The sequence below is a fragment of the Roseateles sp. genome (assembly GCF_039929605.1).
GTDB lineage: Bacteria > Pseudomonadota > Gammaproteobacteria > Burkholderiales > Burkholderiaceae_C > Pelomonas.
In genome coordinates, this window is sequence record NZ_JBDSQX010000117.1 from 15,392 (window position 1) to 33,151 (window position 17,760).

General features: G+C 67.1%; 23 protein-coding genes. 14 read left to right on the forward strand and 9 right to left on the reverse strand.

Annotation, left to right across the window (positions count from 1 at the left end; genetic code table 11):
- Nucleotides 1-2 precede the first annotated feature (2 nt).
- The 4 genes from ABIS05_RS16285 to ABIS05_RS16300 form a co-directional block, all read right to left on the reverse strand.
- Nucleotides 3-977, reverse strand: coding sequence for a sterol desaturase family protein (locus ABIS05_RS16285; RefSeq protein ID WP_348009581.1), 975 nt, complete (start codon nt 975-977; stop codon nt 3-5).
- Nucleotides 977-1,753 (reverse strand): polysaccharide deacetylase family protein, encoded by a 777-nt coding sequence (locus tag ABIS05_RS16290; RefSeq protein WP_348009542.1) that lies wholly within the window; start codon nt 1,751-1,753, stop codon nt 977-979. The genes ABIS05_RS16285 and ABIS05_RS16290 overlap by 1 nt, the downstream gene beginning before the upstream one ends.
- Entirely contained in the window at nt 1,750-2,733 is a 984-nt protein-coding gene (locus ABIS05_RS16295; RefSeq protein WP_407074820.1) for a YncE family protein, read from the reverse strand. Before ABIS05_RS16295 ends, ABIS05_RS16290 begins: the two co-directional genes overlap by 4 nt.
- A gap of 67 nt (nt 2,734-2,800) precedes the next feature.
- Nucleotides 2,801-3,616: a TIGR00266 family protein gene (locus ABIS05_RS16300; RefSeq protein ID WP_348009543.1), complete on the reverse strand. Its 816-nt coding sequence runs from the start codon at nt 3,614-3,616 to the stop codon at nt 2,801-2,803.
- 105 nt (nt 3,617-3,721) lie between these two features.
- Here ABIS05_RS16300 and ABIS05_RS16305 point away from each other — a divergent pair, with 105 nt between their 5' ends.
- The 6 genes from ABIS05_RS16305 to ABIS05_RS16330 all read left to right on the forward strand — a co-directional run bounded on the left by ABIS05_RS16305 (nt 3,722) and on the right by ABIS05_RS16330 (nt 6,876).
- A complete protein-coding gene (locus ABIS05_RS16305; protein WP_348009544.1) occupies nt 3,722-4,303 on the forward strand; it encodes a MarR family transcriptional regulator in 582 nt (193 codons plus the stop codon).
- 70 nt (nt 4,304-4,373) lie between these two features.
- Nucleotides 4,374-4,799 (forward strand): DUF393 domain-containing protein, encoded by a 426-nt coding sequence (locus ABIS05_RS16310; RefSeq protein WP_348009545.1) that lies wholly within the window; start codon nt 4,374-4,376, stop codon nt 4,797-4,799.
- A 21-nt stretch (nt 4,800-4,820) separates the two neighbouring features.
- Entirely contained in the window at nt 4,821-5,207 is a 387-nt protein-coding gene (locus tag ABIS05_RS16315) for a hypothetical protein (protein WP_348009546.1), read from the forward strand.
- Nucleotides 5,208-5,210: 3 nt separating this feature from the next.
- Complete coding sequence (locus ABIS05_RS16320) at nt 5,211-6,041, forward strand: NAD-dependent epimerase/dehydratase family protein (protein WP_348009547.1); 831 nt, start codon at nt 5,211-5,213, stop codon at nt 6,039-6,041.
- A gap of 5 nt (nt 6,042-6,046) precedes the next feature.
- Nucleotides 6,047-6,403: a DoxX-like family protein gene (locus tag ABIS05_RS16325; RefSeq protein ID WP_348009548.1), complete on the forward strand. Its 357-nt coding sequence runs from the start codon at nt 6,047-6,049 to the stop codon at nt 6,401-6,403.
- On the forward strand, nt 6,400-6,876 hold the full coding sequence (locus ABIS05_RS16330; protein ID WP_348009549.1) for a DUF2269 domain-containing protein: 477 nt from the start codon (nt 6,400-6,402) through the stop codon (nt 6,874-6,876). The genes ABIS05_RS16325 and ABIS05_RS16330 overlap by 4 nt, the downstream gene beginning before the upstream one ends.
- On the opposite strand, the gene ABIS05_RS16335 is transcribed toward ABIS05_RS16330, so the two are convergent.
- From ABIS05_RS16335 to flgA, 4 genes are all read right to left on the reverse strand, one after another.
- A complete protein-coding gene (locus tag ABIS05_RS16335; protein WP_348009550.1) occupies nt 6,877-8,817 on the reverse strand; it encodes a methyl-accepting chemotaxis protein in 1,941 nt (646 codons plus the stop codon). It lies immediately after the preceding gene.
- A gap of 384 nt (nt 8,818-9,201) precedes the next feature.
- The gene (locus ABIS05_RS16340; protein WP_348009551.1) at nt 9,202-9,594 is read right to left on the reverse strand and encodes a hypothetical protein; all 393 of its coding nucleotides are present in this window, start codon (nt 9,592-9,594) and stop codon (nt 9,202-9,204) included.
- 13 nt (nt 9,595-9,607) lie between these two features.
- Complete coding sequence (gene flgM, locus ABIS05_RS16345; protein WP_348009552.1) at nt 9,608-9,943, reverse strand: flagellar biosynthesis anti-sigma factor FlgM; 336 nt, start codon at nt 9,941-9,943, stop codon at nt 9,608-9,610.
- A 138-nt stretch (nt 9,944-10,081) separates the two neighbouring features.
- Complete coding sequence (gene flgA, locus ABIS05_RS16350) at nt 10,082-10,789, reverse strand: flagellar basal body P-ring formation chaperone FlgA (protein ID WP_348009553.1); 708 nt, start codon at nt 10,787-10,789, stop codon at nt 10,082-10,084.
- Between the two features lie 146 nt (nt 10,790-10,935).
- On the opposite strand from flgA, the gene flgB reads away from it, so the two are divergent.
- The 7 genes from flgB to ABIS05_RS16385 all read left to right on the forward strand — a co-directional run bounded on the left by flgB (nt 10,936) and on the right by ABIS05_RS16385 (nt 16,145).
- The gene (gene flgB / locus ABIS05_RS16355) at nt 10,936-11,349 is read left to right on the forward strand and encodes a flagellar basal body rod protein FlgB (RefSeq protein WP_348009554.1); all 414 of its coding nucleotides are present in this window, start codon (nt 10,936-10,938) and stop codon (nt 11,347-11,349) included.
- A 6-nt stretch (nt 11,350-11,355) separates the two neighbouring features.
- The gene (gene flgC, locus ABIS05_RS16360; protein ID WP_348009555.1) at nt 11,356-11,772 is read left to right on the forward strand and encodes a flagellar basal body rod protein FlgC; all 417 of its coding nucleotides are present in this window, start codon (nt 11,356-11,358) and stop codon (nt 11,770-11,772) included.
- Nucleotides 11,772-12,431 (forward strand): flagellar hook capping FlgD N-terminal domain-containing protein, encoded by a 660-nt coding sequence (locus tag ABIS05_RS16365; RefSeq protein ID WP_348009556.1) that lies wholly within the window; start codon nt 11,772-11,774, stop codon nt 12,429-12,431. The genes flgC and ABIS05_RS16365 overlap by 1 nt, the downstream gene beginning before the upstream one ends.
- Nucleotides 12,432-12,461: 30 nt before the next feature.
- The gene (flgE, locus tag ABIS05_RS16370; protein ID WP_348009557.1) at nt 12,462-13,778 is read left to right on the forward strand and encodes a flagellar hook protein FlgE; all 1,317 of its coding nucleotides are present in this window, start codon (nt 12,462-12,464) and stop codon (nt 13,776-13,778) included.
- A 25-nt stretch (nt 13,779-13,803) separates the two neighbouring features.
- Nucleotides 13,804-14,529, forward strand: coding sequence for a flagellar basal-body rod protein FlgF (gene flgF / locus ABIS05_RS16375; RefSeq protein WP_348009558.1), 726 nt, complete (start codon nt 13,804-13,806; stop codon nt 14,527-14,529).
- Nucleotides 14,530-14,557: 28 nt separating this feature from the next.
- Complete coding sequence (flgG, locus tag ABIS05_RS16380) at nt 14,558-15,340, forward strand: flagellar basal-body rod protein FlgG (RefSeq protein ID WP_348009559.1); 783 nt, start codon at nt 14,558-14,560, stop codon at nt 15,338-15,340.
- 136 nt (nt 15,341-15,476) lie between these two features.
- Nucleotides 15,477-16,145 (forward strand): flagellar basal body L-ring protein FlgH, encoded by a 669-nt coding sequence (locus ABIS05_RS16385; RefSeq protein WP_348009560.1) that lies wholly within the window; start codon nt 15,477-15,479, stop codon nt 16,143-16,145.
- 206 nt (nt 16,146-16,351) lie between these two features.
- On the opposite strand, the gene ABIS05_RS16390 is transcribed toward ABIS05_RS16385, so the two are convergent.
- Nucleotides 16,352-16,492: a hypothetical protein gene (locus ABIS05_RS16390; RefSeq protein ID WP_348009561.1), complete on the reverse strand. Its 141-nt coding sequence runs from the start codon at nt 16,490-16,492 to the stop codon at nt 16,352-16,354.
- Nucleotides 16,493-16,982: 490 nt separating this feature from the next.
- On the opposite strand from ABIS05_RS16390, the gene ABIS05_RS16395 reads away from it, so the two are divergent.
- Nucleotides 16,983-17,546 (forward strand): hypothetical protein, encoded by a 564-nt coding sequence (locus ABIS05_RS16395; RefSeq protein WP_348063283.1) that lies wholly within the window; start codon nt 16,983-16,985, stop codon nt 17,544-17,546.
- Nucleotides 17,547-17,760: the final 214 nt, after the last annotated feature.

A 17,760-nucleotide genomic window follows, 5' to 3' on the forward strand; every position in this document is an offset into this window, starting at 1 on the left:
CATCAAGCGGGCTTTCTGAATGACGTGACAAGCCGCGTGAGCCCCAGCCACTGCTGGTGCCAGAAGCCCTCGCCGTAGTCGCGGCCGCCCTCTTCGGGCAATTGGTCGCGCACACCGGTGGGGTCGAAGCGGTTGTCGAAGTTGTGGGTGCGCAGCAGCAGGTCCCAGACCGGCAGCAGCACGCCGAAGTTGTGGCCGCCCAGCGTGCCGCGCCCGCCCGATTCATGGCCGATACCGATGCTGTGGTGCAGGCGATGAAAGCGCGGGCTGACCAGCAGGCGCTCGCCGATCACGCCGAAGCTGATGCGCGCATTGGCGTGCTGCAGGCTCTCGTGCAACTGCGTGATGACGGTGATGGCGACGAACTGCCCCGGCTCCACGCCGATGAAGCGGGCCAGCAGCGCGAAGGCGGTGCCCATCAGCACGTCGTCCAGCAGATGGTTGCGGTTGTCGCTCCACATCGTCATCTGGCGCTGGCTGTGGTGCAGGCTGTGCAGGGCCCACCACCAGTTGAACTGGTGCTGGGCGCGGTGCAGCCAGTAGCCGACCAAGTCGAAGACAACGAGGTAAAGCAGCAGGCTGACCCAGGCGAGGTCCGTTACACCCGGCCACAGGCCATCGAGCTGCCAGGTCGACAGGCCGGCCAGGCGCAGTTCGCTGGACATGCTGTCCCACAACGGGTCGATGGTGAAGAACATCGCCAGGCGCACCAGGCCCAGGCGGTGGATCAGCGTGTAGAAAACATCGACATGCATGGCCGCGTGGTCGGTCACCGGCTCGACGGGCCAGCGGCGTTCCAGCACGCGGATGCCGATCAGGATGAAGGCGATCTGCAGCAGCCCCAGCAGCAGCCAGCCGGTCGCATCGAACGCGTCCTCCAGCAGGTTGCCAAAACCCAGGCCGAAGACGATGGGCTGCACGACGTTCTCGTACAGCGCCAGTTGCAGGCTGTCGAAGGTGTTGGAGATCCAGTCGATCACGGTTTATTGAACAGAAGGGCGTACCTTGGATGATCGCGCAACGGCGCGAAGCACAGGCCGCGCGCCTCAAGGCCGGTCATCAACGGCTCCAGCACGGCCGGCGCCCAGGGCTCCTGGCGCTCCCAGATGCCGAGGTGGGCGATGAGGATGTCGCCGGCCTTGATGTCGCGCAGCGCCTTGTCCAGCAGTTGCGCGTTGGGGTGCGGGCCGCTGGGCAGCTCGTCGCCCAGGAAGCCGGCGCGCGCCCAGCCCACATGCGTGAAGCCGCAGGCCTTGGCGGCGTTCAGCAGCGCTGCGGATGTGCGGCCGGCCGGCGCGCGAAAGATGGGTCCAAGCGACTTGCCGGTCATCGCCGTGAAGCGGTCGCCAACCTTTTTGAGACTGGCGCAGTACTGCTCGGCCGACAGCTCGCGCACGACGGGCGGGTTGACGCCGGCCTGGGTGCGCACCTTGAAGCGCGTGACCTTGCCGTCGGCATCGGGCAAGTCCTCCAGGAACACGTCGTGGTCCCAGGTGTGGGCGCCGAAGTCATGGCCCTCGGCCGCGCGCTCGCGCCACCACGGCGCCCAGGTGTCGTCCAGCGTCGTGCCGCCGGTCAGCGTCGGCTCGCTGGCGAGGAAGAAGGTCGCCTTGGCGTTGTGCTTCTTGAGCGTCTGCGCAATGAGCGGCGCGACGCCCATGTGGCCTGTGTCGAAGGTGAGGTAGACCGGCTTGTCGCAGGCCGGCTGCGCCACGGCTGTGGTGACCGCAAGCGCCAGGAGCCAGGCTTTCATAGACGCGGGGTGTGGTCCAGCGTCCAGATGCCATGCGGCGACTTGCCCACCTTGACCTGGCGCACGACCTTGCGCGTGACCGTGTCGATCTGCGTCAGCTTGCCGGCCCAGCGCGACGTGACGAGCAGCGTGCGGCCGTCGGTCAGCAGCTCCATGTCGTCAGGCCCGGCGGGCGCGGGGAACTGGTCGACGACGGCCATCGTGGCCAGGTCGATCTTGCTGATGGTGTTGGCGGCGCGGTTGGACACCAGCACATGGCGCTTGTCGCCCCAGGCGCGGAAGGAGTGGGCGCCGTTGCCGGTCTGGATGCGCTTAGCCAGCTTCGGCGCGACGCCGCTGACGTCCCAGACCTCGACGAACTTGTCCCCCGTCAGGCCGATGAGCACGAACTTGTCGTCGGGTGTCAGGTAAATGTCTGCCGGCATCTTGCCCACCGGCGTCTTCCACTTGATGGCCTGCGTGGCCAAGTCGATGGCCAGCAGCTCGTCGCTGTCCTGCAGGCTGACGTAGAGCGTGGTGCTCCTGGTGTCGATGTTCAGGTGGCTCGGCGTCCTGGGCGCCGGGATGCGCTTGACGAGTTGCAGGGGCTCGGCGGCCACGCTGCCCTGCCATCGGTAGAGGTCGACACGGTCGAGCCGGTTGGAGGCCGTCACGAGCCACTTCATGTCGGGCGAGAAGCGCAGGTGATACGGGTCGGAGATGCCGCGAACGACGCGTTGCACTTCCGCCGTGCGCGGGTCGACGAAGGTCAGCGTGTCGCCCAGCGCATTCGCGACGATGAGGGACCGCTCGTCGGGCGACAGGTAGAGGTGATGCGGCTCCTTGCCGGTCGGGATGCGCTTGATGACGGTGAAGCTGACGGGGTCGACGACGGCGATGTCGGCATCCAGCGAATTCAGCACAAACACAGGGGGTCGCGCCGGCTGGGCGCTGGCAAGGCCCGCCGACAACAGCAGGGCCATGAAGCCGCAACGAAACATTCCGAGTCCTCAAAAAGCAGAAAGGGCGGCAGCTGCCGCCCTCACATCTGCAGTTTACCGGCGACGCTCAGTCGTCATCGCCACCAAGGAGGCCCCCAAGCAGCCCCGCCCCGGCAAAACCACCGAGAACCGAGCCCTCTTCCTTGTGGCCACCGTTCTGCGGCGCGGCCGCGAAGATGCGCGACGCCAGGCGCGAGAACGGCAGGCTCTGCAGCCAGATCTCACCCGGGCCGGTCAGCTTGGCCAGGAACAAGCCCTCACCGCCGAACAGCGCCGTCTTGATCTTGCCGACGTACTGGATCTCGAAGCTGACGTTGGGCGTGTAGGCCACCACGCAGCCGGTGTCCACCAGCAGCGTCTGCCCCGGCTGCAGCGTGCGGCGCACGACGGTGCCGCCGGCGTGCACGAAGGCCAAGCCGTCGCCGTCGAGCTTCTGCATGATGAAGCCCTCGCCGCCGAAGAAGCCGGTCGACAGCTTCTGCTGGATGGCGATGCCCAGCGACACGCCGCGCGCGGCGCACAGGAAGGCGTCCTTCTGACAGATCAGCGTGCCGCCCAGCTGGCGCAGATCCATCGGCAGGATCTTGCCCGGGTAGGGCGCGGCGAAGGCCACACGCAGCTTGCTCGTGCCGTTGTTCGTGTAGACCGTCGTGAACAGCGATTCGCCCGTGACGAGGCGCTTGCCGGCCCCCAGCAGCTTGCCGAAGAAGCCGCCGCCCTGGTTGGCCGAGCCGTCGCCAAACACCGTGTCCATGGCGATGCCCGCGTCCATGAACATCATCGAGCCGGCCTCGCCAATGGCCGCCTCGCCCGGGTCCAGTTCGACCTCGACGAACTGCATCTCGGCGCCCTTGATCTCGAAATCCACCACATCCATTGCCATGCCGGCTCTCCACGCAAAAAAAACGACGGGATCATAGCCAGGGGCGGCAATTCAAATATCAATTTCTCTGTTGACAGAACTTTCAGACGGCGTACGCTCGGCGCCATGGAACTCACCGACATCAGCCGCCGCTTCATCGTCCACTGGGGCGAAATGGGCTCCAACTGGGGCGTCAACCGCAGCGTCGCGCAGATCCACGCGCTGCTCTACGTGCACGGCCAGCCCCTGCATGCCGAAGACCTCGCCGACACGCTCGTGCTGGCGCGCTCGAACGTCAGCAACAGCTTGAAGGAGTTGATCAACTGGCGGCTCGTCCGCGTGACCCACCTGCTGGGCGACCGGCGCGATTACTACGAGACCTCGGGCGACGTGTGGGAGCTGTTCCGCACTATCGTGCGCGAGCGCAAGGAGCGCGAGTTCGACCCCACCGTGGCCCTGCTGCGCGAGCTGTCGAGCGACCCGGCCCTGGAGAAGGAATCGCCCGCCATGCAGGACCGGCTGCGCAGCACGCTGGACTTCATGCAGACCCTGGGCAGTTGGAGCGACGAGATGCTGCGGCTGTCGCCCGCCACGCTGGAGAAGATCCTCAAGCTGGGGGCTCAGGTGCAGCGCTTCGTGCGCCCTGCCGATGCCGGGGACGCGCTCAGCGTCTTTCCCGTCACCCCACCGATGCCACCCATGGGATGACGAGGCACGCGAGGCTCCTGCGGGTCTCTTTTTTTGCCCACTAATTTCTCTTTATACAGAAACAACAGCCATGACAACCAACGCGACCCTCCACACCGTCTACTACGACGGCGCCTGCCCGCTGTGCAGCGGCGAAATGGCATTGCTGATGGCACGCAACGCCGCCGGCCGCCTCGCCTTTGTCGACATCGCCGCGCCCGGCTTCGACCCCGCACCGCTGGGCGTCAGCCTGAGCGCGATGCTGACGCTCATGCATGTGCGCCGGCCCGACGGTGGCTGGCTCATCGGCATCCCGGCCTTCGTCGTCATGTACGAGGCCACGGGTTTCGACGGCGTGGCGCGCTGGCTGCGCCGCCCCTGGTTTGCGCGCCTGGCCGCACGGGCCTACCCCTGGCTCGTGCGCCACCGCTACCAGCTGCCGCACACGCTGGTCCGCACCGCCTTCCGCATCCAGGACCGCGCCTGCCCCGCCGATGGCGCTTGCCGCATTCAATGAATTCAACCCAAGGAGAGCACCATGTCTGAGCTGAACTTTTCCATCACCCTCTTCATCGCCATCCTCGGCCCCATCGTCGCCATCGGCTACCTGCAGCCGATCCTGTTGGTGGTGCTGGATTCGCTGTGTGTGGAGCCGCTGCCCGGCAAGGTCGGCGCGCACTTCTGGGTGCGCAGCGCCTACGTGCTGGCCATTGCCGGCACCCTGGTGCTGGCGCTGACCTTCGGCGAGTTCTACGGCAGCCTGCTGGGCGCCGTGCACCGCGCGCTATGGCTGACGGCAGCGGGCTGCTTCGTCAGCATCGCCCTCATCACGCGCCGCGTCTGGGCGCCCGTGCAGGAGCGCTTGGCCAAGCCCGCCGCCGTGGCGCCCCGCGCGCCCATCGCTGCTGCAGACAGGTGGGTCTGAGCCATGAAGATCCTCGTCGTTGGCGCCGGCGGCTTCATCGGCAGCCACCTGTGCCGCGCGCTGGCCGAGGCCGGCCATGAAGCCGTGCGCGCCGGCCTGCGACCCGTCACCGACTGGGAACGCCCCGAGGCCTGGCGGCCCTTGCTGGCGGGTGTGCAGGGCGTCGTCTACGCGGCCGGCTGCCTGCGCGACCAGGCGGGCGGCGTGGCCGACCTGCTCGACCTGCTGCACCACCGCGCGCCGGTCGCACTGGCCGAGGCCTGCGAGGCCGCCGGCCAAACGGCTGACGTCAAGCGCCTCGTGCACGTCTCGGCGCTGTGCGGCGGCGTCAGCGCCTATGCGCGCAGCAAGCATGCCGGTGAGATCGCGCTGGCGGGCCGCGCCTGCATCGTGCGGCCCAGCCTCGTCGTCGGCGTGGGCGGTGTCAGCAGCCGCATGCTGGACCGGCTCGCCCGCCTGCCCTGGCTGCCGCTGCCGGCCGAGGTGGCGCGCTGCCGCGTGCAGCCCATTCGCGTGGAAGATCTGGCCGCCGGCATCGTTGCGGCGCTGGCTTCACCGCAACCACCCAGCTCGTGGACGGCGGTTGGCCCCGATGCCGCGACGGTGGCCGAATGGATCGCCCGCCGCCGCGCCGCGCTCGGTCGAGGCCCTGCCCGCCACATCGAGTTGCCACAGGCATTGACGCGCGCCTCGGCCCGGCTGGGCGACCTCGTGGCGCTCGGCCCCTGGTGCAGCACCGCCCTGGAACTGCTGGCCCACGACAGCGCCGAGCCGCATGCTCCGTCGCCACTGAGCCGGCCACTGCGCAATGCGATGGACGGGGCGTGGGTATGAAGCCGATGAACTTCGCCCGCATCTCGCTCGTGCTGCTGTGGTGGGGCACCGTGGCGGCCAGCCTGCACGACGGCGGCGCGGCCGGCATCGCGCTGCTGCAGCAAGCCACCGGCCTCGCCGCCGATGCCGCGCTGGCCCTCGTGCTGCTCGGCTGCGCCTGGGACGCCGCCATCGGCCTGCTGCTCCTGCTGCGCCCCGGCGCCCTCACCTACCGCCTCGCCGCAGCCGGTGTTATCGGCATGACGCTGCTGGCAAGCGCGCTCCTGCCCTCGCTGTGGCTGGACCCGTTCGGCGCGCTGCTGAAGAACCTGCCCGTGCTGGCGCTGCTGGCCTTGATGGCCGAGAAGGAGCCACGCATATGAACACCTACCCGCTCGTCAAATGGCTGCACATCGTCTCCAGCGTCGTGCTCGTCGGCACCGGCTTCGGCTCGGCCTTCTACCTGTTCTTCGCCAACCGCAGCGAGAGCCTCGAAGCCCGCGCCGTCGTCGCCCGCCTCGTCGTGCGCGCCGACCTGTGGTTCACCACGCCCGCCGTCCTCGTGCAACCCCTCAGCGGCGTCTGGCTGGCACACACCGCCGGCTGGCCGCTCGCCACGCCATGGCTGCTGGCCTCCCTGCTGCTCTACGCGCTGGCCGGCGCCTGCTGGCTGCCGGTGCTGTGGCTGCAATTGAAGATGGCTCGGGAGGTCGAAGCAGCGCTCGCCGGGGGCCGTCCGCTGTCAGTGCAATACGAGCGTTGGCAACGCGCCTGGGAATGGCTGGGCTACCCGGCCTTCACGGCCATGCTGGCGGTGTTCTTCCTGATGGTGAACAAGCCGGCGCTTTGGGGCTGATCAAACCTCCGCCGTCCGAAACCTCGCCGCCGCATCCCGCAACTGCCCCGCCCGGTCTTCCAGCAGCGACGCCGACGCTGCCGTCTCCTCCACCAACGCCGCGTTCTGCTGCGTCGTCGTGTCCACCTCGCGGATGGCGGCACCGAGCTGGCGGATCTGGTCGGCCTGGGAGGATGACTGGCTGCTGATGTCGCCGACGATGGCCGCCACGCGCTGGATGGCCTGCACGATGTCGCCCATGGAAGTGCCGGCCTGGGTCACGTAGGCCTCGCCCTGGTGGACGGTCTCGATGGAGGTGTTGATCAGTGTCTTGATTTCCTTGGCCGCCTCGGCTGAGCGCTGGGCCAGCGAGCGGACCTCGCTCGCGACGACGGCAAAGCCGCGCCCCTGCTCGCCCGCGCGAGCGGCCTCGACGGCGGCGTTGAGCGCCAGGATGTTGGTCTGGAAGGCGATGGAGTCGATGACCTGGATGATGTCGCCGATGCGGCGCGAGCTGGCGGTGATCTCGCCCATCGACTGCACGGCACGATTGACGATCTCGCCGCCCCGGCCGGCCAGGCCGGCGGCACCCTGCACAAGCTCGTGCGCCTCGCGGGCGCTGCTCATGTTGTGGTCGACCGTTTGCTCCAGCATGCCGGTGCTGGCGCTGGTCTGCTCGACGACGGAGGCCATCGCACTGCCGCGTGCCGACAGGTCGCGGTTGGCGCCCGAAATCTGCGTGGCCGACGTGGAGATGTGCTCGGCCCCGGCGCGCACCTCGTGCACGAGGCCGCTCAGACGATGCACGGCGTCGCGCAGCGCATTGGTCGCCAGGACGACCTCGTCGCGGCCGTCCAGCGCCTCGTTATCGCTGAGGTCGCCCGCGCCCAGCGCCTCGATGCGCCGGCCCAGCGCCACGCTGGTGGCCAGCGATGCCATGTAGTAGCTGATCAGCGCGTAAGCGGCAATGACGACGAAGACGATGGACAGCGTCATGGCCGTCCACAGGCCGCCCGCCAGGCGCCCGACACGCAGCGTGACCAGCTCGCCCAGGCGCGCCTCGGCGGCGCGCTGCAGGTTGTCCGCCGCGGCGATCTGTTCTGTGCCCAGCGCAAACCACGCGGCCGGCTCGACCTTGGGCGGCTCGCCCAGCACGAAGCTTTGGGCGAACTTCGCGCGGAAGTCCTTGCGGATGCGGTCGGCAAGTTGCAGGTCCAGGCCCTTGACGGCGTCGGGGTTGGCGGCGGCCACGCGGGTCAGCGCGCCGGTCAGGCGGGTCAGGTATTCCTCGGTCAGCGTATCGGCTTGGTGCAGTCGCTGCAGCACACCGTAGGGCGGCGTGCCCATCTGGGCGGCGGCGGCGCCAAGCGCACGCACGCGGCCGATGGCGTCCTGCAGGCGCGGCAGCGCGTCGGTGACGGTCAGCATCAGGTAGTAGGTGTCGGCATCGGGGTCCAGCGCCAGGTTGGACTCGGACGACGCCTGCTCGATGAGGGCCAGGGCCGTGTCGCTCAACGCATAGCCGGCGGTGATGACAGCCTCGGGGTCGGCCGCGCCCAGCGCCACCAGTGCCTTGGCCTTGGCGCGCGTGGCGGCGAGGCCGGAGGCCAGCTTGAGAGGGTCTTGCTGCAGGCCAATGTGCTGCTCCAGTGCCTGTGCCTGCGCATTGAACTTGGCCAGCGCGTCATCCCGCTTGGCCTCCGCACCGGGCATCTTGGCGCTCAGGCCGATGGACGCGCCGCGCAGCAGCATGGCAGCGTTGAGCAGGCTGCTGGCCTGGCGCAACTGGACGAGGCCGATCAGCTCTTTGGCCGAGAAGTCCCGCGCATCGGAACGGTCACCGGCCAGCGACCACAGCAGATAGGCCAGAGGGATGGCAAAGCACAGGCAGACGATGCAGAACTTGTGCGCCATCGGCAAGCGGCGCATCAGCCTCACGGTGGGCGAGAAGACAAGGTTCATCTGACGCATCCCAAAACCGCTGGTATCGGCACCAGCAGTGGAATGTAGTCAGCTCAAGCGGCTGGTGCGCAGGCCGGCGCTGGCGCCAACGCTCGTTTGCGGCCTAACCGTGTATTTGTTGCAACCCAACTGTGCAGTGCGCGCATGACCTCGGGGGTCTGCGCCAGTCGGAAGTACGCCGTCCATCCCGGCACGCAGTTCCACAGTTCCGCAGTGCCGCTTCGCTCCACGCTTGCTCCCCACACTCGGTCGCCCTCATGCAGTTGCGCTTCGCTTCGTTCGTCGTGACCAACTTACGGCGGGACTTGCACACCAAGAGTGCGCCCAAGCTGGGCGCACACAAAAAAGCCACCCTGCGGGTGGCTCGTTTGCAGCGGGGCCGACTCAGGCCTGGAAGCTGCCGCCGCCGACGCTACGACGTTCGGCCTTGCCGCCGGCGCCGTAGAGGCCGGTGGGTTCGCTGGGGATGAGCACGTCCAGCGCACGGTCCAGCGAGGCGTTGCCACGGGCCAGCGTTTCACGTTGCGCAGCCAGCAGGCCGCCGGCGCGCACGAGGCGGTTGCGCAGCGCGGCGGGCACGCTGCCGGTGCGGGCGGCTTCGCTGAAGCTCTGCACGGCGCGCGCCAGGTGCTGGTGCAACTCGGCCGAATGCTGCTCGATGGCAGCGGCATCGCGGCGGGCCAGCGCGTCGCCGAGCAGGTTCAACGCCGCCTCGACGGACAGCAGGGGCTGTTCGAGTTCGGGGCTGAGCGAAGTGGGCGAGGCGATAAGGGTCATGTTGTGCGGGCGTTCAGTGCTTGTTGGCGCGAGCGCTCAGCAATTCTTGCGCATTCGCGACCAGCTTGTCCGCAATCGCACTCGCGTTGATCGTGAACTTGCCCTCGGAGATGGCTTGAGAGATGCGTTGGACCTTGGCGGTATCGAAGCTGCCGTCGTCCGGGCCACCACTGGCGGCCAGTTGGGCTGCGCTGGAAATAGCGACATGGGCGCTGGCTGCAGGTGCAGGGGCGGGGGCGGCGGCGCGGGCGGTTTCAGCGGTGGCGGTGGCCTCCGGCTTGCGCGCGGCTGGGCGCTGCTCGGCCTTTGGTGGGCTGGCTGTGCCTTCAGGGCTGTTACCGATTTTCATGAGCTTCTCCAGGGTGCGGGGCGGACCCCGCTGGGGCATTGCAGGGGGAGTTTCCCCTTGTATCGGCCCCTGGCCTAGGAACTTGAGCGTGAATTGGCGGGTTTATCCCGCCAGGTCCCCCGATTCGTGGTGGTTTGCTCACAGCAGAAGCTCCACTGTTCGCTCGCCGACGGCCCGGCCGCTGGCGACTCGGCCACTCTCGAAACGCACCCTGACTTCCTGGCCCTCGATGCCAGCGCTCATGGCCTGAGCCTCCGACGCGATGGCAAAGCCCTCGCCGACCACCTTCACCTGCACGGTCTCGCCTGCGGCAAACCACTGGCGCGACTTCAGCGCCGGCGCGCGCACGGCTTCGGACGCAGCGAGCGGCCGGGCGAGCGTGCGCCCGACCAGCAGGCTGGCATCGGTAAAGACGGCGCCGCGTTCGGCTGCGATGTCGATATCGGCCATCGCCAGCTGGTCTTGAGACAAATTCACGCCGGCCGGCAGCGGCGCGTTGGCGACGACGACGCGGCCGAAGACGGACACACGCACGGGCAAGGTCACATTCCAGCGCGCCACGCCGTTGATGCAGCGCAGGCCGATGCGGCTCTTGCCCCAGGCCGACATGCCGGGTGGCAGATAGGGTTGGACCTGCTGGCAGGGCGCCAGGCGCAAGCGGGCGTCCAGCGCGCCGATCTCGACGGCCACGCGGGTGCCGGGCGGCGCGGTGGCGCGGGCGGCGGCCTCGGCGAGCTGGCGCACGCGCTCGATGAGCGCGGGGTCGAGCACTGTCTGGGCCTGGGCCAGGGGGCCGGTCAGCAGCAGGCAGGACACGCAAAGAAGGAACGCAAGTCGACGCAGCATGGCCGCCACTCTAGAGACGGGGCGGCGCTCGCTAGGTCGGAATTGACCTGCTTTGCTGCCGCTAATCCCGCTCATGTTTTCGGCGCTGCTCCAGACAATTTGTGCAAGGAGCCAACCCGGCTTCGCTCCTCGAAAGAGGCCCCGAGATGTTGAACCGACTCACCGACACGCTGAACTTCCAGACCCAGGCTTTGACGCTGCGGTCGGAGCGCCAGCGCCAGCTCGCCAGCAACATCGCCAACGCCGACACGCCGGGCTACCAGGCCCGCGACATGGACTTTGCCCGCGCCCTGCGCGAGGCGACCGGCGAGGTGGGCACACCCGGGGCGCTTGCCACCACGCAGCGCGGCCACATGGCACCGCTGGCCGGTGCACGCGGCGAGAGCGGCAAGGAATACGCGCTGCAGTCCCAGACCAGCCTGGACAACAACGGCGTCGACATGGACCGCGAACGCGCGAGCTTTGCCGACAACGCGGTGAAGTACGAGGCGACGCTGCGTTTCATCAGCGGGTCGGTTCGCACGACCCTCGACGCGATGAAGTCGCACAACCAGGGGTAATGCGCCATGTCGATGTTCCAGATCTTCCATGTGTCGGGCAGCGCGGTCAGCGCGCAGAGCCAGCGCCTCAACGTGGTGGCCAGCAACCTGGCCAACGCCGACACCGTGGCCGGCCCGGACGGCCAGGCCTACAAGGCGCGCCAGGTGGTCTTCCAGACGCAGCTGATGGGCGCAGGCGACGACAGCGGCAACGCCGGCGTGCGCGTGAGCAACATCAGCGAAGACCAGACGCCCGGCCGCCGCGTGCACGACCCCAAGCACCCGCAAGCCGACGCCGATGGCTACGTGACCTATTCCAACGTGAACCCGGTGGAGGAGATGGTCAACATGATCTCGGCCTCGCGGTCCTATCAAAACAACATCGAGGTCATGAGCACGGCGAAGAACCTGCTGCTCAAGACACTCCAACTGGGTCAAAGCTGATGGACATCTCCGCACTCAACGGCAGCTCGACGAGCACGCCCACTGTCTCGGCCAAGAACGCGCAGGAGACGCAGGACCGTTTCCTGAAGCTGCTCGTCGCCCAGATGAACAACCAGGACCCGCTCAACCCCATGGACAACGCCCAGGTGACGAGCCAGATGGCGCAGATCCAGCAGGTGACGAGCCTGTCCACGCTGGACACCAGCATCAAGAGCCTGGGCGGCCAGCTCGGCCAGATGCAGGCGCTGCAGTCCATCTCGCTGGTGGGCCGCGAGGTCAGCGTGCCGAGCGACAAGATCGAGGTCGTCAAGGGCGAGACCGAAGGCAGCCTGGGTGCCGTGGGCAGCTACGAGCTGGACGGCGCCGCCAGTGCGGTCAAGCTGGAGATCCTCGGCCCCGCCGGCAATGTCATCGACACCCAGCAGCTTGGCGCCCAGGGCTCCGGCCGCCAGACCTTCAGCTGGAATGCCGGCGCTCTTGTCCCCGAAGGTACCGAGGTCAAGTACCGCATCACCGCAGCCAACGGCACCGCCGCCGTCGGCGCGACGACCTACGCCTACGACACGGTGGACGCCGTCTACAGCGAGGGCGGCAGCCTCAAGCTGAACCTGGCTCGCCTGGGCCCGGTGGACTACACGTCCGTCTCGGCCGTCAACTGATTTTTCTCCGCACGACAGCAAGGACTCCAAATGAGCTTCCAGCAAGGCCTTTCCGGCCTCAACGCCGCCTCCAAGAACCTGGACGTCATCGGCAACAACATCGCCAACTCCGGCACCTACGGCGCCAAGTCCTCGCGGGCGGAGTTTTCGGACGTTTACGCCGCTGCGCTGAACGGCGCGGGTGCCAACCAGATCGGCATCGGCGTCAGCCTGCAGGCCGTCGCCCAGCAGTTCACGCAGGGCAATATCTCGACCACCGAGAACCCGATGGACCTCGCCATCAACGGTGGCGGCTTCTTCCAGGTCAGCGACGGCAACAACCCCACGCGCTACAGCCGCAACGGCCAGTTCAAGGTCAGCAAAGACGGCTTCATCGTCAACAACGACGACCTGAAGCTGATGGGCTACCCGGCCAACGGCGCCGGCGTCATCCAGCCGGGCACGGCCCAGCCGCTGCAGCTGCCCACGGGCGGCATCCCGCCCGCAGTCTCATCCGACATCGAGATGGAGTTCAACCTCGACTCGCGCCTGGTCACCACCGCCCCGGGCGGCGGCACCGGCACGGGCATGGACCTGGCGGACAGCGCCACCTACAACAACGCCACGTCCATGACCGTCTACGACGCCAAGGGCCAGGACGTGGCCGTGACCTTCTACTTCCAGAAGACCGCCCCGGCCGCCGACGGCAGCGATAGCTGGAACGTCTACGCCACGGCCAACGGCACGCCCTTCGATACCGACGCTGCCGGTGGGGCGATCGCGCTCGACGCCTTCGGCAACCCGACGACGCCCTTCACCACGCTCACCTTCCCGCCCACCGGCGGCTCGCCGACCTTCCCGACCACGGCCATCAACATGAGCGTGCCGGCCGGTGTCAGCGCACGCGGCAACCCGACGCTGGCCATCCCCAACATCCAGCTCGACATGACCGGCGCCACCGAGAACGGCAGCAGCTTCGCCGTGACCAACCTGACGCAGGACGGCTACGCGCCGGGCCAGCTGACCGGCATCCAGGTCGCCAACAACGGCATCGTGCAGGCGCGCTATTCCAACGGCCAGAGCAAGCCGGCCGGCCAGGTGGAGCTGGCGACCTTCCGCAACCCGCAAGGCCTGCAGACTATGGGCGGCAACGTCTGGATCCGCACGGTGGCCTCGGGTGACGCGGTGGTGGGCGTGCCGGGCGACGGCAACATGGGCGCGCTGCAATCCGGCGCACTGGAAGAAAGCAATGTCGACCTGACCGCCGAGCTGGTCAACATGGTGACGGCCCAGCGCGCCTACCAGGCCAACGCGCAGACGATCAAGACGCAGGATCAGGTCCTGCAGACGATCGTGAATCTGCGCTGATCGCAACACAGGCTGAGGACGCGCGATGGACCGCATGATCTACCTGTCGATGGCTGGCGCGAAGGCGGCCATGCAGCGCCAGGACGTGCTCTCACACAACCTGGCCAACGTCACGACCAATGGCTTCCGTGCCGAGCTGCAGGCCTTTCGCGCGGTGCCGGTGCGGGGCGACGGCGCGTCCACCCGCGCCTATGCGCTGGAAACCACCATCGGCTACAACGACGCCCAGGGCCCGTTGACGCCGACCGGCCGCAACCTCGATGTGGCCATGCAGGGCAAAGCCTGGCTCGCGGTGCAGAGCAATGACGGCACCGAGGCCTACACGCGCGCCGGCTCGCTGGACGTGAACGCCGAGGGCCTGCTTGTCATGCGCAACGGCATGCCGGTGCTGGGCGACGGCGGCCCCATCAACGTGCCGCCCAACAGCGAGGTGGAGATCGGCAGCGACGGCACCCTCAGTGCCAAGTCGCCCAACCAGAAACCCACGACGATTGGCCGGCTCAAGCTCGTCACGTCCGAGGCGCCGTTGACGCGCGGCGACGACGGCCTGTTCCGCGCCGCCGACGGCGACCTGCCCGCCGACGCCACCGCCCGGCTGCAGGACGGCGCGCTGGAAGGCTCCAACGTCAGCGCCGTCGAAACCATGGTGGCCATGATCTCCGCCGGCCGCCAGTTCGAGCAGCAGATGAAGCTGATGCAGATCGCTCAGACCCAAGGCCAGCAGTCGGCCAAGCTGCTCGGATCGACATGACACGACACGAATTTGAAGGAGAACGACCATGATGCGTTCACTGTGGATTGCCAAGACCGGCATGGAAGCCCAGCAGACCCAGCTGGACAACATCTCGCACAACCTCGCCAACGTGGCCACCAATGGCTACAAGCGTTCGCACGCGGTGTTCGAGGACCTGATCTACCAAAACATGCGCCAGGCCGGCGCCAACAGCACCGAGCAGACGACGCTGCCCACCGGCCTGCAGGTGGGCCTGGGCGTGCGCCCGGTGGCCACGGCGCGCATCTACACGCAGGGCAACCTGCAGCAGACCAGCAACAACCTGGACCTGGCCATCAAGGGCGACGGCTTCTTTCAGATCCAGCAGCCCGATGGCACGACGGCGTACACGCGGGACGGCTCGTTCCAGCTCAACGCCAACGGCCAGATGGTGACGAACAACGGCTACACGCTGCTGCCGGGCGTCACCATTCCCCCCAACGCCCAGAGCCTGACCATCGGCAACGACGGCACGGTCAGCGTCACGCTGCCCGGCCAGGCCACGCCGCAGACAGTCGGCCAGCTGCAGCTCGCCACCTTCGTGAACCCGGCCGGCCTGGACCCCAAGGGCCAGAACCTCTTCACAGAGACCGCCGCCAGCGGCACGCCCAACACCGGCGCACCCAACAACAACGGCATCGGCGCGCTGCAGCAGGGTTTCGTGGAAACGTCCAACGTCAACGTCGTCGAAGAGCTGGTGCAGATGATCCAGACCCAGCGCGCCTACGAGCTGAACTCGAAAGCGGTCCAAACATCGGATCAGATGCTGCAGAAGCTGGCCCAGATCTAGCGAACTGAAACGCAACCACAGAGGCACAGAGGCACAGAGACACAGAGACACAGAGACACAGAGGAATTTCCTTCGTGGTTGCCTTCTCCGTGCCTCTGTGCCTCTGTGGTTGCATTTGTCTTTCAAGGAATCGTCGATGAAGTTCTTCCTCGTCCTCGCCGCATCGGCCCTGCTCGCCGGCTGCGCCGCGCCTTATCCGCAGCCGCAGGTGGAGCTGGCGCACACGCCCGTCGTCGACCTGCCGCCGGTGCAGCCGTATGCCGCCACCAACGGCTCCATCTACCAGGCCGCCAGCTACCGCCCACTGTTCGAGGACCACCGCGCTCGCCTGGTGGGCGACACGCTGACGGTCAACATCACCGAGCGCGTGTCGGCCTCACAGACGAGCACCAGCGAGCTGAGCAAGACCGGTAGCCTGTCCGCCGGTATCAGCGCCGTGCCCGGCATCTCGCCCAAGGCCTTCGCCCGCGCCACCGCCACGGCGGAGTCGGCCAACGACAACAAAGGCAAGGGCAGCAACCAGAACACCAACGAGTTCACCGGCGCCATCACCGCAGTGGTCACCGCCGTGCTGCCCAACGGCCACCTGATGATCAGCGGCGAGAAGCAGATCGGCGTGAACCGCAATGTCGACGTGCTGCGCTTCTCCGGTCAGGTCGACCCGCGCATGATTGCCCAGGGCAACGCGGTGCCGTCGACATCGGTGGCCAATGTGCGCATCGAGCAGCGCGGCAGAGGTGCGACGGCCGATGCCCACTCGGTGGGCTGGCTGTCACGCTTCTTCCTGAACATCGCGCCGAGCTGATCGAGCATCGTGGGCGCTCGCCAGGGGCGCCAGCCATGACCCGGATACAGATCGACCGAAGCGACTGCGCTAGCTGCGCGGGACGCCGTCGGGAAGGACGGCTCTGCAGCGTTATGCACAGGTCCCGGTTATGCACAGTCGGTCCGGCAGCGTGACGCCGCCGCCCTCGCAGGAGGACGGCGATCGCGCTTTGGAACTGCGCATAGTCACAGGATCTTGAGGAACTTCAACAGCTCGTCGTCTGCCCGGAACCGACGTGCGACGACGTTGGGATCCTGAAGCCTGGCCAGCGGGCCATCGAGCAGCCAGGCGCTACTCATTGGATGCATTGAACGGATCAAGTCCATGGTGATCTCCAGTCGTGAGATCTTCACCCATGCGCCTGCCAAGAAATTATGTCCAGTTCACCAGCACGCTCCCGCCTCGCACCCCACAGCGGATCACGGCCGCTGGACGTTTCGGCTCCAGCACCTGTTCATAACTGCGTCCTGTGCATAACGCTGCTTATGGAGAGCTTTCCATAAGCAGCGGAAGCGGGCATTCAGACCGTCGGTCGAGCACGGGCCTCCAAAGCTTGGAGATGCCGCCGGGCGATCCTTAGCCTCGCTGATCTAGTAGAGCTGCGGCAGCTAGATAAACGCAGCCTTCTTAAAAAAAATTCGCCACTGCGCAGTTATTGGCGAACGCCCGTTGCTCCCGACTCCGCTCCCTTTGGAGCTCCCACAAAATGTTGCAGTGCTGACGAAGGGCGTTCCCTCGGGAGCGAGTCAGCGGAGAAAACAGGGAAGAACTATGCGAAGAATTAGAGCAGCAGCTTTGATAGCGGCGGCGAGTCTGATGTTGACTGCGTGCGCATTCAATGAAGCATCAGGAGAGCGTGTCGGAGGCGCCAGCGCGAAGGCGATGTTTCAGTCAGTCGACATCGTATTCATGGACGCGCCGGCCCTGTCTCAGGGCGGACTTGGCGCCCTCGTCGGCGCGCCGACGAACTACGGGCTGATGTCGAAGGCTGGAACTGACGTTCGGACGGCGATGAGAGAGTTACGCGACGGTGCCGATGCCGCATTGATAGCGAGTGGAGTTCCGGGCCGGGCTGTACTGCTTTCTGAACGAATGCCACGAGGCGTAGCAGCCACCGTTCTCACACACGTCGTCATGGTTTCAATGAAGTCAGCCACGGCCGGCACTCAAACCGGAACCTCGATCGTGTTGAACGTAGAAGTTGCCGAGTTTGCAAGCCGCCAGAGCCTTTGGAAGGGCACGGCAAGGGCCTATCCCGGCGGTGCGGGTTTCGGCGTCCAGGCCATGGAGAAGGATCGCATCGAGAAGGGCAAGATCTTTGGCGAGAGCCTCATCAAGGCGATGAGAGACGCTGGCGTACTGCTGTCCACGAAGCATTGATAGGGTCAAAGGATCACGAATGAATAAGACGAGCTTGCTCCGCGTCGCGGTGATCGTCGCCGCGCTCACGGCGGCGGCGGGTACAAGCGGCTGCGGTGGCGGTGGTGACAGCGCAGAAGCACCGTGCTCTAGTGCCTCAGCCTTGGCGCTCAAGTTGTCGTGGGTGTCTAACGGCGTACCGACGGGTACTTGGGTGGAGGGTAAGGTTGGCCAA

Bases quoted from the DNA above. Each gene is read 5' to 3' on its own strand.
- ABIS05_RS16295 (WP_407074820.1), bottom strand. From the start codon at position 2,733: ATGTTTCGTTGCGGCTTCATGGCCCTGCTGTTGTCGGCGGGCCTTGCC.
- ABIS05_RS16300 (WP_348009543.1), bottom strand. From the start codon at position 3,616: ATGGCAATGGATGTGGTGGATTTCGAGATCAAGGGCGCCGAGATGCAG.
- flgA (WP_348009553.1), bottom strand. From the start codon at position 10,789: ATGCTGCGTCGACTTGCGTTCCTTCTTTGCGTGTCCTGCCTGCTGCTG.
- ABIS05_RS16395 (WP_348063283.1), top strand. From the start codon at position 16,983: ATGTTGACTGCGTGCGCATTCAATGAAGCATCAGGAGAGCGTGTCGGA.
- ABIS05_RS16335 (WP_348009550.1), bottom strand. From the start codon at position 8,817: ATGAACCTTGTCTTCTCGCCCACCGTGAGGCTGATGCGCCGCTTGCCG.
- ABIS05_RS16305 (WP_348009544.1), top strand. From the start codon at position 3,722: ATGGAACTCACCGACATCAGCCGCCGCTTCATCGTCCACTGGGGCGAA.
- ABIS05_RS16320 (WP_348009547.1), top strand. From the start codon at position 5,211: ATGAAGATCCTCGTCGTTGGCGCCGGCGGCTTCATCGGCAGCCACCTG.
- ABIS05_RS16385 (WP_348009560.1), top strand. From the start codon at position 15,477: ATGAAGTTCTTCCTCGTCCTCGCCGCATCGGCCCTGCTCGCCGGCTGC.
- ABIS05_RS16325 (WP_348009548.1), top strand. From the start codon at position 6,047: ATGAACTTCGCCCGCATCTCGCTCGTGCTGCTGTGGTGGGGCACCGTG.
- flgE (WP_348009557.1), top strand. From the start codon at position 12,462: ATGAGCTTCCAGCAAGGCCTTTCCGGCCTCAACGCCGCCTCCAAGAAC.
- ABIS05_RS16315 (WP_348009546.1), top strand. From the start codon at position 4,821: ATGTCTGAGCTGAACTTTTCCATCACCCTCTTCATCGCCATCCTCGGC.
- flgG (WP_348009559.1), top strand. From the start codon at position 14,558: ATGATGCGTTCACTGTGGATTGCCAAGACCGGCATGGAAGCCCAGCAG.
- flgC (WP_348009555.1), top strand. From the start codon at position 11,356: ATGTCGATGTTCCAGATCTTCCATGTGTCGGGCAGCGCGGTCAGCGCG.
- ABIS05_RS16390 (WP_348009561.1), bottom strand. From the start codon at position 16,492: ATGGACTTGATCCGTTCAATGCATCCAATGAGTAGCGCCTGGCTGCTC.
- ABIS05_RS16340 (WP_348009551.1), bottom strand. From the start codon at position 9,594: ATGACCCTTATCGCCTCGCCCACTTCGCTCAGCCCCGAACTCGAACAG.
- ABIS05_RS16310 (WP_348009545.1), top strand. From the start codon at position 4,374: ATGACAACCAACGCGACCCTCCACACCGTCTACTACGACGGCGCCTGC.
- ABIS05_RS16330 (WP_348009549.1), top strand. From the start codon at position 6,400: ATGAACACCTACCCGCTCGTCAAATGGCTGCACATCGTCTCCAGCGTC.
- flgF (WP_348009558.1), top strand. From the start codon at position 13,804: ATGGACCGCATGATCTACCTGTCGATGGCTGGCGCGAAGGCGGCCATG.
- ABIS05_RS16365 (WP_348009556.1), top strand. From the start codon at position 11,772: ATGGACATCTCCGCACTCAACGGCAGCTCGACGAGCACGCCCACTGTC.
- flgB (WP_348009554.1), top strand. From the start codon at position 10,936: ATGTTGAACCGACTCACCGACACGCTGAACTTCCAGACCCAGGCTTTG.
- ABIS05_RS16290 (WP_348009542.1), bottom strand. From the start codon at position 1,753: ATGAAAGCCTGGCTCCTGGCGCTTGCGGTCACCACAGCCGTGGCGCAG.
- flgM (WP_348009552.1), bottom strand. From the start codon at position 9,943: ATGAAAATCGGTAACAGCCCTGAAGGCACAGCCAGCCCACCAAAGGCC.